The 16,221-nt window shown below is 35.6% G+C and carries 15 protein-coding genes; 1 reads left to right on the top strand and 14 read right to left on the bottom strand.

What is annotated here, in order from left to right; translation table 11 throughout:
• Positions 1–53: 53 nt before the first annotated feature.
• The 6 genes from MVE64_RS20495 to allC form a co-directional block, all read right to left on the bottom strand.
• Complete coding sequence (locus MVE64_RS20495) at positions 54–1,430, bottom strand: allantoinase (protein WP_247340899.1); 1,377 nt, start codon at positions 1,428–1,430, stop codon at positions 54–56.
• Positions 1,431–1,497: 67 nt separating this feature from the next.
• The gene (locus tag MVE64_RS20490) at positions 1,498–2,871 is read right to left on the bottom strand and encodes an NCS1 family transporter (protein ID WP_247340897.1); all 1,374 of its coding nucleotides are present in this window, start codon (positions 2,869–2,871) and stop codon (positions 1,498–1,500) included.
• 234 nt (positions 2,872–3,105) lie between these two features.
• Positions 3,106–3,987, bottom strand: coding sequence for a fumarylacetoacetate hydrolase family protein (locus MVE64_RS20485; protein WP_247340896.1), 882 nt, complete (start codon positions 3,985–3,987; stop codon positions 3,106–3,108).
• A gap of 12 nt (positions 3,988–3,999) precedes the next feature.
• Positions 4,000–5,163 (bottom strand): amidase, encoded by a 1,164-nt coding sequence (locus tag MVE64_RS20480; RefSeq protein ID WP_247340894.1) that lies wholly within the window; start codon positions 5,161–5,163, stop codon positions 4,000–4,002.
• 65 nt (positions 5,164–5,228) lie between these two features.
• Positions 5,229–6,470 (bottom strand): pyridoxal-phosphate-dependent aminotransferase family protein, encoded by a 1,242-nt coding sequence (locus tag MVE64_RS20475; RefSeq protein ID WP_247340892.1) that lies wholly within the window; start codon positions 6,468–6,470, stop codon positions 5,229–5,231.
• 12 nt (positions 6,471–6,482) lie between these two features.
• Positions 6,483–7,724: an allantoate deiminase gene (gene allC, locus MVE64_RS20470; RefSeq protein ID WP_247340890.1), complete on the bottom strand. Its 1,242-nt coding sequence runs from the start codon at positions 7,722–7,724 to the stop codon at positions 6,483–6,485.
• 366 nt (positions 7,725–8,090) lie between these two features.
• Between allC and MVE64_RS20465 the strand changes: the two genes are divergently transcribed.
• On the top strand, positions 8,091–9,716 hold the full coding sequence (locus tag MVE64_RS20465) for a PucR family transcriptional regulator (RefSeq protein WP_247340888.1): 1,626 nt from the start codon (positions 8,091–8,093) through the stop codon (positions 9,714–9,716).
• Between the two features lie 90 nt (positions 9,717–9,806).
• Here the strand turns inward: MVE64_RS20465 and MVE64_RS20460 are convergent, their stop codons facing one another.
• From MVE64_RS20460 to MVE64_RS20425, 8 genes are all read right to left on the bottom strand, one after another.
• Positions 9,807–11,351, bottom strand: coding sequence for a PAS domain S-box protein (locus MVE64_RS20460; protein ID WP_247340878.1), 1,545 nt, complete (start codon positions 11,349–11,351; stop codon positions 9,807–9,809).
• A gap of 212 nt (positions 11,352–11,563) precedes the next feature.
• On the bottom strand, positions 11,564–11,917 hold the full coding sequence (gene uraH, locus MVE64_RS20455; protein ID WP_247340876.1) for a hydroxyisourate hydrolase: 354 nt from the start codon (positions 11,915–11,917) through the stop codon (positions 11,564–11,566).
• 12 nt (positions 11,918–11,929) lie between these two features.
• Complete coding sequence (pucL, locus tag MVE64_RS20450) at positions 11,930–12,904, bottom strand: factor-independent urate hydroxylase (protein ID WP_247340866.1); 975 nt, start codon at positions 12,902–12,904, stop codon at positions 11,930–11,932.
• Between the two features lie 4 nt (positions 12,905–12,908).
• Complete coding sequence (uraD, locus tag MVE64_RS20445) at positions 12,909–13,412, bottom strand: 2-oxo-4-hydroxy-4-carboxy-5-ureidoimidazoline decarboxylase (RefSeq protein WP_247340865.1); 504 nt, start codon at positions 13,410–13,412, stop codon at positions 12,909–12,911.
• Positions 13,413–13,666: 254 nt separating this feature from the next.
• On the bottom strand, positions 13,667–14,827 hold the full coding sequence (locus MVE64_RS20440; protein ID WP_247340863.1) for a GerAB/ArcD/ProY family transporter: 1,161 nt from the start codon (positions 14,825–14,827) through the stop codon (positions 13,667–13,669).
• The gene (locus MVE64_RS20435) at positions 14,827–15,048 is read right to left on the bottom strand and encodes a hypothetical protein (RefSeq protein ID WP_247340853.1); all 222 of its coding nucleotides are present in this window, start codon (positions 15,046–15,048) and stop codon (positions 14,827–14,829) included. Before MVE64_RS20435 ends, MVE64_RS20440 begins: the two co-directional genes overlap by 1 nt.
• Before the next feature lie 5 nt (positions 15,049–15,053).
• Positions 15,054–15,716: a Ger(x)C family spore germination C-terminal domain-containing protein gene (locus MVE64_RS20430; RefSeq protein WP_247340852.1), complete on the bottom strand. Its 663-nt coding sequence runs from the start codon at positions 15,714–15,716 to the stop codon at positions 15,054–15,056.
• Between the two features lie 4 nt (positions 15,717–15,720).
• Complete coding sequence (locus tag MVE64_RS20425; RefSeq protein WP_247340850.1) at positions 15,721–16,209, bottom strand: Ger(x)C family spore germination protein; 489 nt, start codon at positions 16,207–16,209, stop codon at positions 15,721–15,723.
• Positions 16,210–16,221: the final 12 nt, after the last annotated feature.

Below are 16,221 nucleotides of genomic sequence, written 5' to 3'. Positions count from 1 at the left end.
TATTAAAAACAAAACCTCTATCATTTTAAAAAAGGCTTTGCAAAATTCATTTTTTATGGAGTTTTTACTTCTACTTTTATAGGTTTTATCCATTCCCCATAAGATTCTTGTTCTAGAATGTTCCCATTCTCATAGATAATATTACCTCTATTAATTGTCCCTACAATCTTACAAGGAAACGCATGCCCCATATACAAGCTTTCCTTATGCTTTGCAAAGAAATTCTCTTTTGTTACTATGAAGGAGTCTTCCAATGAAACAATAGCAAAGTCGGCATCTCCACCAACCTTGATCTGTCCTTTATTAGATAAACCAAATCTTTCCGCTGGTGCTTGTGCTGTCCACATCGCAACTTGTTCAAAGGGAATATGATAGCGAGTAGCAAGCTCAATTGCAGATAAAAGCGTAAATTGCCCTCCACTTATTCCTCCCCATGCTTCAAACAAATTATATACATTAGGATCTTTTAAATCATAAGGACATGGAGAATGATCAGAGGAAAGCATATCGAATTTCCCATCAATTAATAAGGTAATTAACTTCTCCTGCTCTTCCTTTTCTCGTAAAGGTGGTGCACATTTTGCTACAGTACCTAATTCCCTTAAATGTTCATGGTTGTATAATAAATAATGAGCACATGTTTCGACTGTGATGTTTAGGCCCTTTGCTTTAGCCTCTTCAATCTTTTCAATCGCTTTTGCTGAGCTAATATGAACAAAATGAAGTGGACAGCCTGTAAGCTCTGAATATTGAATAGCTCGTTCAACTGCTTCTACCTCAGCTATAATAGGTCGTGTTTCTAAATAATCATCTGCACTTATCTTTCCTTCTTGTTCCTTCTGTTCTTTTAACCAATTTGTTATCGCCGCACTTTCTGAATGAAGCGCTAAAATTTTCCCTAATTCGGCGATCTTCTTCATTCCATTAAGTAAGGTTCTATCATCAACCGCTTCAAACTCTTTATTACCTGTAGTTGAGAGAAATGCTTTAAATCCGATTGCACCAGAATGCGCCAGTTCTTCTAAATCCGATTCATTTCCAGGGACAAGCCCTCCCCACAACCCAAAATCGACATAAGATTTTTCTTTACCTAATTTTGCTTTTTCATAAAGAGCTTCTTTCGTAACTGTAGAGGGAATTCCATTTAACGGCATATCAAAATAGGTTGTACAACCACCAGCAGCCATCATTTGCGAACCAGTATGGAAACCTTCCCAATGCTCTCTTCCTGGCTCACTAAAATGTACATGAACATCAATCATTCCTGGGAAAATGTATTGATTAGTAGCATCCCATATGTTAAGTGTACGTTTTGTTATAGCTTTTTCTATTTCAGTGATTTTTCCGTCTTTTATACCAATATCCATTTTTTCTAGACCTGATGGTAGAACAACACTTCCATTTTTAATTATTAGATCTAACTGTTCCACTACTTCATCCCCTTTACCTTTTAAATGAAAGCAGTGCTTAAGGTTTTCTTAAGCACCAATGCCTTTATTACACCGCTTGATCTTCGATATCAGTTGATTGTGTAAAGCTCTGCTCAAATCCTTCTTTTACATATTTATCTTGCTTTATTATCCATAGTCTCATGATTGCTGTATAAACAACCCCAGCCGGAACAATTCCTAGCAACCAAGAGAGATCAACATTGATAAACGAAAAACAAGTACCTACAGCAATTGCAATAATTGCAGCTGGATTCCACCCTTTATACGCTGGAAATAGATTCTTCACATCATAAAGTTTGCTAACATTGTAGTTTCCTTTATGTACGAAATAGAAATCTGCTACCATCACAGCAAAAATTGGTCCTAAAAACGCGGAGACTATTGAAATAAATAGATTAAACGTTGAATCTGTCATGATATACCATGGACAAGTGATTACACCTAATATTCCGACAATTACACATGCTTTTTCCCACGAAATTTTAAAAATGTCCATCGCCACAAGCACTGGTGGCATTATATTTGCAACTAAGTTTGTTGTAATTTGAGCAATTGCAATAAACAATAAAATGATGATACTAGCAAACATACTTGAAATATGATCGGATATAATATCTACTGGATTCCATATTCCTACAGCAGCTGCACCAAGAATTCCAACGATAGGTAACAAAATCATTGGCGGGACTATACCTACTACATGAGATCCAATAAATGTCTTTGCAGAAGCTTTTCTAGGAAAATACCTTGTATAATCTGACACATTCAATAATAAAGCTGAAAATTGACCAATTAAAACTGAAATAGCCAACCAAAACGGAATTCCCCATGAACCCTCAACATTAGCCGTTTCTGTTACTTCAAAGCCAAATGTAGATAAAAATAAGAAAATTAAGTAAACAACACCTAACATAATCACAACTGAACCAACCACTTCAATCCACTTAATTGATTTAATTCCTTTAGCAGATAAATAAATTTGTAAAGCCTGAAAACCAAAGAACCATACCCAGACATTGTTAAACTCGAATATATCCATAAAAATTTGATTTAACGCTTGTGCTCCTAACCAACTTTGAACTCCATACCAGAATAATGCTGGTATTGCACGCATTAATGAAGGTATTTTTGCTCCGACTGGACCGAACGAGGAACGAAGTTGAACAACCATAGGTATTCCATGTTTCCACCCCACTCTACCATTTAAAGCAAATAATAAGGCCGCAAGTAAATTCGCCAAAACTAATCCAATTAATGCTTGTGTTAAGTTTAATTCACCAAATGGAGGAATAAGGCTTGATCCTAACATAAACGACCCAACCATAACTGCGTCTCCCCACCACATTGCCACATAAGCTTTTGGGCCTAGTATTCGATTCTTTTCACTTAGGATTGGTTTTAAATCATAATTTGTTTCCATGTGATCCTCCTTTATCATCTAAACTACTTATTGTAATACTTCATTACTAAACGTGTTAATAAAGTTAACATCTAATTACATTTTATAGTAGAATTTCAGATAAATCATTAGAGGATCTATGAATTATTTAAGTTCTCTTTGTATTATTTAACTAAAATTATCGCTAACAATTCTTCAAAAGTAACAAATCCTAACATAAAAAAACAGGTATCTCTTTAAAGACACCTACTCCAATCAATTAACACTATATTTTCCCACAACTAAATTTCTCAACTCCTTAAACCCAGAGATTTCACATCCCACAACATCTCTGTCACGAATCAGAACCGATCCCGGAGTACCCGTCATAATGATATCACCAGGGTGAAGGGTCATTATTTCTGAGAAAAAGGAAACAATCCACCAAGGTTTAAACATCATGTTGCGAACAACGTTTTGATGCTTCTTACAACCATTTATACTTGTGCTTACTCTTATATTTTCCAAATCTTGACATTCATCTATCGTTAAAAAGTAGGGGCCGAAACTGAAAAACGTATCAAAGCTTTTGGATCGTTGTAAAAAACGAGGATCCTTTGCATGTATATCTTTTGCCGTCATATCTAATGTTGTTGTAAAGCCAGCAACAACATTACGCGCTTCTTCTTCCTTAATATTTTTGCACATTTTCCCGATAATAACACCAAGCTCAGCCTCCGCTGTAACCTGTGAAGATTGATCTTGATCCGGCAAAATGATCGGATCATTAGGACCTATCACACTAGTAATCGGCTTCATAAAAATAACAGGCTCTTCCCCTGGTGGACTTCCGGATAATTCAATTGCCTTTTCAACGTAATTCATCCCCACTCCCCATATCTTTCCTGGATTGCGGTACAAAGGGCCAAATGACAAGTTATCTATATCCATTAACGAAGAACTTCCCAATTTTTCCATTCCCCCATTTCTATACCAGTCATTCAATGAAGAAAGTTGATTTTTTTCTAGAATACTAAACAGATCTTCACTCCAACCCATTCCAAGAACCCTATTAATCTCTCGAATAGAAACAGCCTTTTCGGCTGTAATAATAACAGCAAACTCTTCACCTTCGTTCTTTATTGTTGCAAGTTTCATTAAACAGACCCCCTACCTTGAAATACTCTTTACCCAATTAAGAAGCTTAAGATCTTGATACTGATTTGCTATAAACGATAAACCTATAGGAAGTCCATTCACTTCTGTTAAAGGAAGTGTAATCTGCGGCAAGCCAGCCAACCCCGCTATACAGGAAAGTTTCATTGCTTTCACTCGATACTGTTCCGCTTTTTCTCCGTACAAATTTAGAAGAGGAGCTGGGCCTGGTGCTGTCGGAATAACAATAATTCCACTTTCTCCTAAGAGCGTAGATATTGATTGTTTCATATTCTCCCTGCACTGACATTGTTGCCGACTCTCACTTACGTTAAGTGTACTGGTCCATTGGAACCTTTCAGAAATGCCCGGTCCGAATGTTGGCTTTTCTTTTTTGATCCATTCTCCATGTTCGTTCCAAATCTCAAGTCCTTGTAAAACTCTGAAAGTACTTGACCATTCAGATAATCCTTCTTTCGATATTTTGACCCATTTTCTTATTGTCGGAAGTTCCATTGAAGAAACAGTCTTTAACAATGCCCCACTATATTCATCATCCAATAGCCTCCATGCATCTTCAGCGAAAAACATTTCTGTAAAACTATCACTTGTATCTTGAGCTTTCAATAGCACTTCTCCTACTCTACATAATCGTTCTAGGTCTCTTGTCATCCATCCAACTGTGTCAAAGCTTCTTGCCAACGGAATCACTCCATCAACCGATATTGCTCCATGAGTCGGGCGAAAGCCATATATTCCACAATAAGATGAAGGTATTCGAACAGAACCACCTGTATCAGTCCCTAAAGCAAAATCAACTAAACCAGCTGCAACCGCAACAGCTGAGCCACTTGAGGAACCTCCTGGAATCCGCCTCGGATCCTTCGGATTTACCGGTGTACCATAATGAAAATTTTCACCATTTAGACTGTACATTATTTCATCCGTTTGAGTAGTTCCCACTAGCTTTGCACCTTGTTCTAAAAGACATTTAACTACTGGAGCATGTTCATGTGATTCTTTATGAGTTTTTAACCAATCTGGATTCCCAGCACCATTTTTGTACCCTTTAATCGATATAACATCTTTTACAGCAAACGTTAAACCGTTTAGCGCTCCAGCTTTCGTTGGTTCCAATATTATTTTTTTATCAAAAAATGCATTCCATTGATCTCTCACAGTGATCCCCCTTTTAGATTTAACAAAAAGATCCTGGTTCTTCTCCAGAATCTTTTCCACCCATTCTATTTAGCTACTAAATTCATTGATTCATAAATATCCAACGTAGCTTGCAAGCCTTTTCCTACATGTAAGTTTGCTCCCAAACGAATCAGAGCAGCTTCAAGGGCAGATAAAACAAATAAGACATTTTCTTTTCGACAGCTATATCCCATCGTTCCAATTCTCCAGATCTTCCCATGAAGAGGACCAAAAGAGCTTGCAATCTCAATCCCAAATTGATTAAGAAGCATTGAACGAACTTCCTCTCCATCAATTCCATCAGGTATACGCACACAAGTTACCATCGGAAGTTTCCACGGAACATCATTGAATAACTCTAATCCCATTGCTTTTATTCCTTCAACAAGTGCTTTTTCATGTAATTGGTGTCGCTGAAACCGTTCAAACAACCCTTCTTGTAAGACAATCCGAACTCCTTCGCGTAAGGCATATAACATTGATGTTGCTTCTGTATGATGATTAAGTCTTCTTGCTCCCCAGTAATCTTGAAGTTGACTTAAATCAAAATAGTTACTACGAATTGGTCGACCAACATTTACATGATCATTTTCTGTGGCTATTCCTTTTTCTACTTTTTTTCTTTTCACTAAGATTTCTTCTATTCTTTCATTATACGTAATCGGTGCCATTCCTGAAGGAACAGACAAGCATTTCTGCGTCCCACCAATCACCGCATCAAGCTTCCAATCATCTACTTTTACTTCTGTTCCGGCAATTGTAGCCACTGCATCCACAATACATAAAACATCAAGCTCTCGACAAGCAGGACCAATTTTATCTAAAGGTTGCATACACCCTGTTGAGGTTTCACCATGAACAATCGCTAACACCTTAGGCTTTACCTTTTTAATTTCATCAATTACTTCTTGCTGATCAAAAACTTTCCCCCATTCGCAATTGATCGTATGAACTTCCGCTCCATTCCGTTCAGCAATTTCCGTTAATAAGTGACCAAACCTTCCAAAAATCGGTATTAACACTTTATCTCCAGGCTCAATAACACTGCACATAACAGCCTCAATACCTGAACGGGATGTTCCATCTATCGGAAAAGCCCATTGATTTTTCGTTTGAAAAATTTGACGAAGCATCTCCATTGTTTCATTCATCATTTCAGTAAAAGCAGGATCAAATTGTCCTAAAATAGGTGTACCCATTGCTCGTAATACCCTGGGATCAACCTCAACCGGTCCCGGTGTCATAATGGTGCGTAATGGTGCATTAATTTCTTGAAAAACACTCATTCTGATTCCCCCTTAATACGCTAGTTCATATAAAACTTTCATTAATACTTTTATACCTATTTCCAAATCCTTAGTTTTCGTAAATTCCAACGGAGAATGGCTGATTCCATTTTGACTAGGAACAAATAATAATGAAGTCGGACAAAATGAACCGAAAATTTGAGAATCATGACCGGCACCACTTGTCATCCACTTATAAGGAATTTGTTCTTCTTCTAAAATCTTCTCAGATAAATTATTTAGTTTTTCACTCATCTTGACCGGCTTTTCATTCATCCAATTATGAATAGTAAGCTTTGTTTGATGTTTGTTCGCAATTAGCTCAAGCTCTCGAAAGACTTCATCACAAAACTGATCTAACACACACTCTTCACTATGCCGAATGTCAACACTAAATGTGACTTCCCTCGGTATAACATTTGCTATGTTTGGTTTTATACTTATTTGCCCAACCGTCACTACTAAGTCAGGCGTAGTTTCTTTCCCACGACCTATAAGCGCTTGAATAAGTTCAGCTGCTGCATACATTGCATCTTTACGCCACATCATCGGAGTCGTTCCAGCGTGATTACTTTCTCCAAAAACAGTAACATTGTATCTTCGTTGGCCAACAATATGACTTACTAGACCAATCGCCATCTCTTCCTTCTCCAAAACAATCCCTTGTTCGATATGAAGTTCTAAAAAACATTCAAGATCTTTACGATTCGGCCTCAAATAGTTACCTTGTCCAAAGCCGGCCTTATTCATCGCCTCTTCAAACTGAATTTCTTCTGAATCTTTTATATCCCTTATATCATCAAAAGATTTAACTCCAGTTATATTACCCGATCCCCAATAAGTCATCGGAAAGCGACTTCCCTCTTCTTCGCACAAAGAAACAACCTCTATATTTTTCTTAGGAGTTCCATACTGTTCCTGCAAAAGCTGAACAGCTATTACAGCTGCAATGATTCCATAAGCACCATCATATTTCCCACCATCTCTTACCGTATCAATATGTGATCCTGTTAAAATTGTCGCAGCATCTTCTTGAGTTCCTTTTAATCTTCCAAATAAATTACCAACATCGTCAAAATTTGTTATTAGACCAAGCTGCTCCATTTTCTTTTTAAGTGCATATTGAGCCTCCTGCCAAGAATCTGTATATAATAATCTTGTCACACCACCACTCTGACTTCTTCCGAATTGAGCCAGCCACTCAACCATCTGTTCAATCTCTATGAATAAGGCAGATGATTCTTTCTCTCCCATAACCAATCCAATCCCCCTATTCTATTTCATTAAATGATGTTATATTTATTGACACGAAAAGTAATATAATCTAATTTTAAAATAGACATGAATAAAAATCATTCACATATATGTAGAACATCTATTGATTTTTTGTTTATTTTATACAAATAAACTTTAAATCTTTTTAACCTGAGTTAATTTCATAATTATGACTCTTAAATCAAAAAACGAACATTTTTCTTCATCTTGAACACGTTAATAAACAATACACAGATAAAAACATGATTAAAATAAATGTAAAATTCATACGTTTTTTGGTAACAAATAATACATTATGAAATCGATTCACCTAAGTAAATTACCTAACAAAAAGGATGACCATTTATGAGATTAATTGATTTACTGAGTCTTTCTGTTTTTCACGGAGCAAAATTACTAGGTGGGCAACAAGGAACTGATCGTGAAGTGAACACAGTTAATATGATGGATGCACCTGACATTATTCACTTTTTAAAAAAAGACGAACTTCTTGTTACAACAGCCTTTCATTTTAAAGATGACCCTCAGGCATTGCTAGAACTTATTAAGGAAATGGAGAAGCAAGGATGTGCAGGATTAGGGATTAAAACGAAGCGTTTTTTACAGGAGATTCCTAGAGATGTGATCATTCTCGCTAACAAGCTTAATATTCCGTTGCTAGAGCTTCCTGTTGATACATCACTTGGAGATATTGTTAACAAATCACTTAGTCATATTTTAGAAATTCGAACAAATGAACTTCATCACGCTATGGATGCTCACCAACAATTCACAAATCAAATTATGAATGGACAGGATATTCATAAAATTTTAGATAACTTATCCAGCCTTATCGATTCACCTGTATTTTTAGTAAATGATCATTTACTTCCACTTACAAAACTAAATTGGCAAACAGATATTTATTTGTATTTAGATACAATCGCAAATGAATATCTGTTTCACCTTTCAAAAGCATCATATACAGCTTTTTCACTACTAAATAACAACAAAGACACAGTTACGATTTTTCCGGTTTACACGCATAGGCAGTCCAACTATCTTTGTGTTTTAGGTAACATCCCACCCACAGATCGTTCCACTATCTTAACGATTGAACAAGCAACAAACGTTATTTCATTTGAATTAATGAAAGAGCATGCTTTAAAGCAAATGACAAGGCGCCTACAAAATGAATTTTTCTCCAATTTCATTAATGATGCATTTTCAACACAAGAAGAGATCATTAGTCGTGGAAAGGAATTCGGACTAATAGAGGATCAACGATATTTATGTGCTGTCGGACAAATAGATGATGATGACAAAGACAAATCTTATCTGCAGTTTCAGTCTGAAAAGGAATTAATTTACGATACCATTGAGTATGAGCTACAAAACTTTGAGGAAAAAATCCATCTCTTTTCTAACGAACAGTTTTACATTTTTTTGTTAGAATTAAATGGTGCAAGAAAGGAATATGAAGATTACTTTGTTCAGTTATTAGAAAAACTACAAATGAGAATAGGGATTCATTTTAAAGAAAATCTTTCATTTGGAATAAGCATGTATGCTGAAGAACTTACACATGTTACCGTGTCATACAAAGAAGCAACAGAGGCTCTATATTTCGGAAGGATGTCAGGTAAAAAGCAATTTATTGAGATTTATCAACCAAAGGAAGTACCAGAAATTTTACGAATGGTTCCTTATGATCACTTAAAAAAGTTTTATGACGATACATTCCAAGCTTTTGCCAACGAGTCTAAAAAAGATCATCAAGTACTACTCCATACTTTATCCGTTTATTTAGAAACACATTGCCAGTTATCAGAAACTGCAAAGAAACTATACGTTCATCGAAATACTGTTATTTATCGATTGGAAAAATGCGAGGAAATGATCGGAAGAAGCTTAAAAGAACCCGATGAAACGTTACGTCTCCGCCTTGCTTTTAGAATCAAAGCACTAATTTACGGTGCAACTAAGAATTAAATAATAATTAAGGAGCTTGGCGTCCCATTCCAAGCTCTCAGCTAGTTTAAAATACCTCACACTATATTTACAATCAATAAACTTGAGAGCTCAGTCTACCTTAGCAATCAGCGGTAATTTCACTGTAAAAGTTGTCCCTGCGTTAACTTTACTCTCAACATTCACTTCCCCATTATGCTGATTAATAATTCGATAAGTAACCATAAGGCCTAGTCCTGTACCATTTTGTTTTGTTGTGAAAAATGGTTCTCCCAACCGCTTTAGCTGCTCTTCACTCATCCCTACACCTTCATCATGTACAGAGATAAGAATAAATCCTTCATGATTTTTAAACGTAATGGTTATAGTCCCCTCGTTTTGCATCACTTCAATTGCGTTTTTAATCAAATTAATGAACACTTGCTTTAGTTGTGAACTAATTCCATTAACATCTGTTTCTTTAACGTTATTTTCAACAACAAAAGATATTGACTTTTTGAAAGCTTCCGTATCCAATAAATCGATCACATTACTCACTAAATCTCTCATATCAACAGTATTAAAATCAGTATTTGCAGGTTGAGCTAGCGTTAGAAACTCACTCGAGATAACATCTATCCGTTCCAACTCAGCCTCCATAATATTTAAAAACATTTCATTCGGTATCGTTCCTGAGCGAAATAATTGAACAAAACCTTTTAAAGCAGTTAAAGGATTTCTTATTTCATGCGCAATTCCAGCTGCTAGTTGCCCTACCACATTCATTTTTTCTGCCTGAATCATCATTGAATCTGATTTTTTCTGTTCCGTTATATCTTGAATGATTAACTCATTGGCGTCTTTCCCCTGAAAGGTTGTAGGAATTGATACCACTTCCGTATGTACTTCTTTCCCGCGTAGAGTAGTCCAAACACGATAAAGCCTAGGGTGAATTCCACCTTTCTTTACAATCTCCTTACATTCCATATGAAACTCCGGATGCAACATATCATAAATACTTCTCCCTAGTAGCTCTTCCTTCGTTTTAGCATCAAAAAGAGTTAGGGCCGCCTTATTCGCAAATACCCATTTTCCATCTTGCAGGATTGTAATTCCGTTCGTAGAAGATTCCACGATATTTTCAAACTGTTCCTTCGCCTCTCGAATCTCTCTTTCTGAATTTTTTCTTTCAGTAATATCACGACAAACTGAAAGTAGATACATCTCCCCCTCTACCACAAACCTATGAGTCTTAATTTCAACAGGAATTCTACCCCCATCTTTACGAACATGAACGGTTTCAAAAGTAGTTGAGTCGTTATCGTATACATCGTCAATAATAGGCTTTATTTCCTCTGCCTCAAGCCCATCAATATCCTTTGGTGATAAAGCAAGCATTTCTTCTCGGGAGTACCCTAATCGTTGACAAGCAGTTTCATTCACTTCAATAAAATTACCCGCACTTCCATCGTCATAAATCTTAAAATAGTAAACAGCATCAGTAAGGTGATTAAATAATCGTTTGAACCTTATATCACTTTTATCTGATTCTCGAGCTCTGCTTTCCTTAGAGGCAGTTAGCTCATGCGTTAAATACTCAATTTCCAACTTTAATTGTTCATTTTCTTTCCTAAGATTATCTATTCCCTCATCGTTATGAACATTTATATTATTCAAACTCACACCTTCTTCGGTAGAAATTAATTTAAATTTCAACTATTGATACTTTCAACAATAAATGGAAATTCACCTTTAATTTCAATAACATTTCTTATAAAAAAATTTGTAAGATAGAACTGCTCATACATAGCTTTTAAAACAATTAAACAAACATTAAATATATGAAAGAGGGCGAAATCATTAGACTTCACCCCAAAACATTTTTGCGATTAACTTCCTCTGTAAACTTGATACCCCCAAGGAGATACGAGCAACGGCACATGATAATGCGAATCAACATCTGATATTCCAAACCGTACGGATATTTTGTTTAAAAATGCAGGTTCTGATAACGTAACTTCCATACCCCTAAAATAGTCCCCGATAAAAAATAGTAACTCATATTCACCTACCACCATTTCTTCACCAGATAAAAGCGGTTCATTTAAGCGACCATCTTCATTTGTGATAGATGTTTTTAGTAAAGTATGTGTTGAATCAACGATCCTCATTAACTGAATGTCCACACCCGCAGCCGGTGTTCCATGTGTTAAATCCAATATATGTGTTGTCAGTCCTACCATTCTATCAAATCCTTATTTAAAAAGATTGTTTGTATCGGCATATTCTTTATTTTGTTGCAGATCTTCTTTTGTAACTGAAAATCGTTGGAAGCCGTAAGGAGGGCGTGGTTCTGTATAAACTTTCCCTTCTGAATTTGGAATATCTTCCACCACTGAATCCCAAGTATGGTTTTGCGATTGAAAATTAACTTCTTTTAATTGCGGGAATCTTTCCAGCACTCGACAGCCAATTAAATAGATCAAATATTGAATAGACGGTGTTTCAAGTTCATGGAAAACAGATGATGCAATATCCTTTACCTGTTCTGCACAAACATAAAGGTTTGGTACAACTCCTGTTGAATTCTCTAAGTCCTCATATTCCCACCCGATATTTAAATAGATAAATAGCGGTCGATTGTTATCTTCCGGTAATGTTGTATACTCATCCCTGATAAATCCAATAAATGAATTCCCTCTCACTTTAATTAACTGCAAATCTAAAATCCCGCTATTCTGTTCAACAACTTCAACTCCACTTTGAGTTCGAACCATCTCTATTTGAGCAACAGCCTTTTCATTCCGGGAATGCTTAAACACTACGTCACTTTCAACTAGACCATTAACTGAAAGTCTTGTTGAAGTCTCAAATGGAACTTCTTCACCGATTAATTTAATTGTATCAACATGTTCGTATTTCTTTAAAAACTCTTCACCAACATATTGAATAAATCCTTCAATTGTGGACCCTTGATAGCTACCCAAGTGTCTTTGAATAAAATTTTTCATAGAATCTGTTGCAACTACAAGACGATTATCTCCTTCTGTAAATGAAGGAAGCAATTTTTTACCACCAACCTCTACTTTTACATTTACCCCGAAAACAATATTGCTTCTTTCTGTAAAATGAGATTCTGGAATTTGTTTTACTCCAACCAAGGGCTTCAAAAATGTACGATATGCAAATACATCACCTTTTCCATACGATACAAAACGTTCTTTTCCCATAGAATCACTCCTCATTTTGAATTATTTCACACAAACGAAAAAGAGCTATTTTTTCTATTTCTGCTAAAGCTGTTTCAAACTCATCCTTCACTCCGTGTGCTATTCTTTTTTCCATACATTCATATATTTCACCTTTTGTTCGTCCTTTTACCGCCATAATAAACGGAAATCCAAACTTCTCCATGTACTGCTTGTTTAACTGAGAAAAATTTTCATATTCTTCTGCTGTAAGGTCACTTAACCCTGCGCTAGCCTGTTCTTGTACTGAAGAATTACTCATCGCTAGTCGTGTCCCTAAATTTGGATGCGCACGGATCAACCGCAGCTTTTCTTCATCAGATGCTTCATTTACTCTACCAGCCATCTTTCCATGTAAGTCTTCTATTGAAGAAAAAGGTCTGTAATTCCATGTTCGTTCAGGTACCCAAGGAGAATGTTCAAAGATATCTTTTAAAATGTGAATAAACTCCGAGTAACTAACATCACTAAGTTGTTTTATTGAAACCACCCTCGGTCACCTCTACTTTCTTAAGGAATTGATTATTTGTTATCTAACAGTAAATGTTTACTTTTTTTCGATTCACAAAAAACTTACATATAATATGGAAGCTAAACTTCCGGTGATAATCTCTTCACTTACAATGATTTTAACTCTCTGGTGATTTTATGTAATGAATAATGTTATATTACCTGACATATAAATCGCTTTAAGGAAATTGTCACTTACGAAAATGTACACAATGATTTGCTCTAATGTATAGTTCAAAAAGAATTTTCAAAAAATCTAAAAAAATTTAACTTTAAAAAGCTCCTTCCCTGCATTAGAGAAAGAGCTTTAATGTGATTTAGAACGATTATCCGCTTTTTTTCTTTTACATGTCGCATTATCTTCATCACCACAAAAAGGATAAGAATAATCATTTCTAATAGAATTCCAACGGTTGTCCATGTATAAAAGGAATATTCCAAATGTTGGATATTTGTTTCGAATAAAACAATCGCAAGTATTCCCAAAAACAGACTAAGAGGCGAAAGCAACTGAGAAGAGCCCTTACCCTTTAATTGAAATAACGTTTTGTGTATACAATATAATGTTAGAGCTAATTTACTGAGCAATGTTGGCATCCAGATGATGACAATGATTAAGTCTATACGATCAAGAAAATCGGTAATATTTATTTCCTGAATCATGATTATGTTAGGGTATGTAGCATCGGATACTATTTGTTCACCTAGTACTGCAATGTTTGTAAATGTTAAAACAAAGAACAATAAAAACCCTAAACTAACCCCTAACATAGCTCCTCTGTTCAAATCTTTTTTCTTTCCTATAAAACCTGCTAAATATAATGCAATAAAAGCCTCCCCCATCCATGGAAAAAAAATAAAAGAAGACTTCATCATATTAAACATTTCATCTTGATTTATGATTGGTGCCACATTCGTTATATCAATTTCATTGACAGTTAAAATAGGCAATATAAGAATAAGCACAGCTAATACAACAAACTGAATGACCGTTATTCTAGCAATCACTTCTAAACCAGATGCACTTATATACAATAAGGTTAGTGACAATACAATTGAGATAACCTCAATCGGGGTGTTCGGTAGTAAATAAGACGAAATATAGTCAATAAATGCCCTTAAGTCCCTTAAATAACTGGTTAGAAGGAATATACCTATGGTAACTGTAAAAAGCTTATTCAACCGTGACTTAGGATTTTCACGAGTCAAATTTATATCCCCATGAAAGCATAGAAATAAAATCAATAAAAATAATGGATACGTTATAAGTGGAACTAACCATGTATTTTGTTCTGAAAGCTGCGTCATTATTTGTGGCAAAGTGATTAAAGCAGAAGTAATAAGTGTATTTGCAATAATTAACGCAAACTGAAATACAGAAATATTATGCTTCATTACCCAATCACCATTTTAGTGAAGGTACCAACTATACGGTTTATGTAGCTAGTTACCCCACCCAAGGAATATGGAAGATAAAACAGTATGGATGCCCCCATAGTAAAAAAGGTAAAACCATAGAGTATCCATTTTTGTCCTTTTTTTGTTTCTGCTATTTTTTTGTGTTGAATAATTAAATAGCTCACCAACGTTATAACAACCATTAATGTTGCAATCATATTGACTACTCCCCTATTTTAATTCCAGGATTAATTGTTTTTTTAATCTCAGCCTCCACATCAACTTTTATATCAAGCTCCTCAAGGAAGGACTCCCAGTCATCTTTCCAGTCTTCCCATTGACTATGCTCATGACGATATAAATACCAACCAAAACCGTATATGTCACTACCTTCTTTATGCGAATGATCTAAAAGAGCTAAAACCTCTTCTTTTATTTGCTTTTCCATCTCTGTTTTGACAGATTCATAAATGTCTTCATCATCTAAGTTAAGAGCGGGCTCATTTTGCATCATCTTCGCCTTAACGTCTAGTTTTAATGAAAAGGATGGCTTTTGGTCATGTTTGTTATATGATGGATTTATTTTAGATTCTTGAATTCTTACATTTATTTCATCTTTCTCTCCAACCTTAAATGTATAATTATTTCCTGCCGCTTCGTTAATGATCCAAAGTAAACCTAAGGTTTCTTGAGCTGTTGTAAAAAATTTCAGTTTATCATCACTCAATATTCCAAATCCATCTAACTTTATTTCTTCCTTTTTATCCTCTGATTCAGCATTTTGCGTTGTTGCGGTTTCAACCACTGGTACAAATGAATCCTTTCCAGGTCTCTCAATATCTACCATCAGACCTTTCACTGTTAGCCCCACACCCATTTTCGCCATTTCCCTAAGTACCTTCTGCAGGTAGCTTTTCAAAATGAGGTGTAGCATTCAAAATGTTAATGGCATCTCCGTGTGTTAATAAGACATATGCCGAAAGTCGTGATTCTGGTTGTTCTAACACAACATCAAGTGTTTTTTCAAATCCTCCACGAGCTAATTCTTCCCCTAAAATAAGTACTCTTCGATGAGCAAAATAAAGTCTTCTTGACATTCTTTGCTGTAGTTCATCATTACCTTCGCGTACATTTCTTCCAATACCTGAATCCACATAATAAGGACCACCGCTCGTTCCCCCTCCACCACCAGAAGATCCTTCTCCTCCCATAGCACCTGGTAATGGGACTTGAACAGATACCTGAAATTTATTTTCCTCTAATTTGTCAAAACCTGTTGCTATCACATATGCTAAATCATTTACCTCTACTCTGTCCCAACATCCTGATAACAGAAAGGAGCATATACATAATAGAAAAAAAGCTTTATGTTTGAACATTCGGCATTTTCC

It is taken from the genome of Metabacillus endolithicus (assembly GCF_023078335.1).
Classification (GTDB): Bacteria; Bacillota; Bacilli; order Bacillales; family Bacillaceae; genus Metabacillus; species Metabacillus endolithicus.
The sequence above is the reverse complement of the archived record's forward strand: the minus strand, read 5'-3'. Positions and strand labels throughout refer to the sequence as shown.

What these genes read in the sequence shown, in the direction of transcription:
- MVE64_RS20465 (WP_247340888.1), top strand. Translation starts at nt 8,091, where the DNA reads ATGAGATTAATTGATTTACTGAGTCTTTCTGTTTTTCACGGAGCAAAA.
- MVE64_RS20475 (WP_247340892.1), bottom strand. Translation starts at nt 6,470, where the DNA reads ATGAGTGTTTTTCAAGAAATTAATGCACCATTACGCACCATTATGACA.
- allC (WP_247340890.1), bottom strand. Translation starts at nt 7,724, where the DNA reads ATGGGAGAGAAAGAATCATCTGCCTTATTCATAGAGATTGAACAGATG.
- MVE64_RS20490 (WP_247340897.1), bottom strand. Translation starts at nt 2,871, where the DNA reads ATGGAAACAAATTATGATTTAAAACCAATCCTAAGTGAAAAGAATCGA.
- uraH (WP_247340876.1), bottom strand. Translation starts at nt 11,917, where the DNA reads ATGGTAGGACTGACAACACATATATTGGATTTAACACATGGAACACCG.
- MVE64_RS20425 (WP_247340850.1), bottom strand. Translation starts at nt 16,209, where the DNA reads ATGTTCAAACATAAAGCTTTTTTTCTATTATGTATATGCTCCTTTCTG.
- MVE64_RS20435 (WP_247340853.1), bottom strand. Translation starts at nt 15,048, where the DNA reads ATGATTGCAACATTAATGGTTGTTATAACGTTGGTGAGCTATTTAATT.
- MVE64_RS20440 (WP_247340863.1), bottom strand. Translation starts at nt 14,827, where the DNA reads ATGAAGCATAATATTTCTGTATTTCAGTTTGCGTTAATTATTGCAAAT.
- MVE64_RS20430 (WP_247340852.1), bottom strand. Translation starts at nt 15,716, where the DNA reads ATGGCGAAAATGGGTGTGGGGCTAACAGTGAAAGGTCTGATGGTAGAT.
- pucL (WP_247340866.1), bottom strand. Translation starts at nt 12,904, where the DNA reads ATGGGAAAAGAACGTTTTGTATCGTATGGAAAAGGTGATGTATTTGCA.
- MVE64_RS20485 (WP_247340896.1), bottom strand. Translation starts at nt 3,987, where the DNA reads ATGAAACTTGCAACAATAAAGAACGAAGGTGAAGAGTTTGCTGTTATT.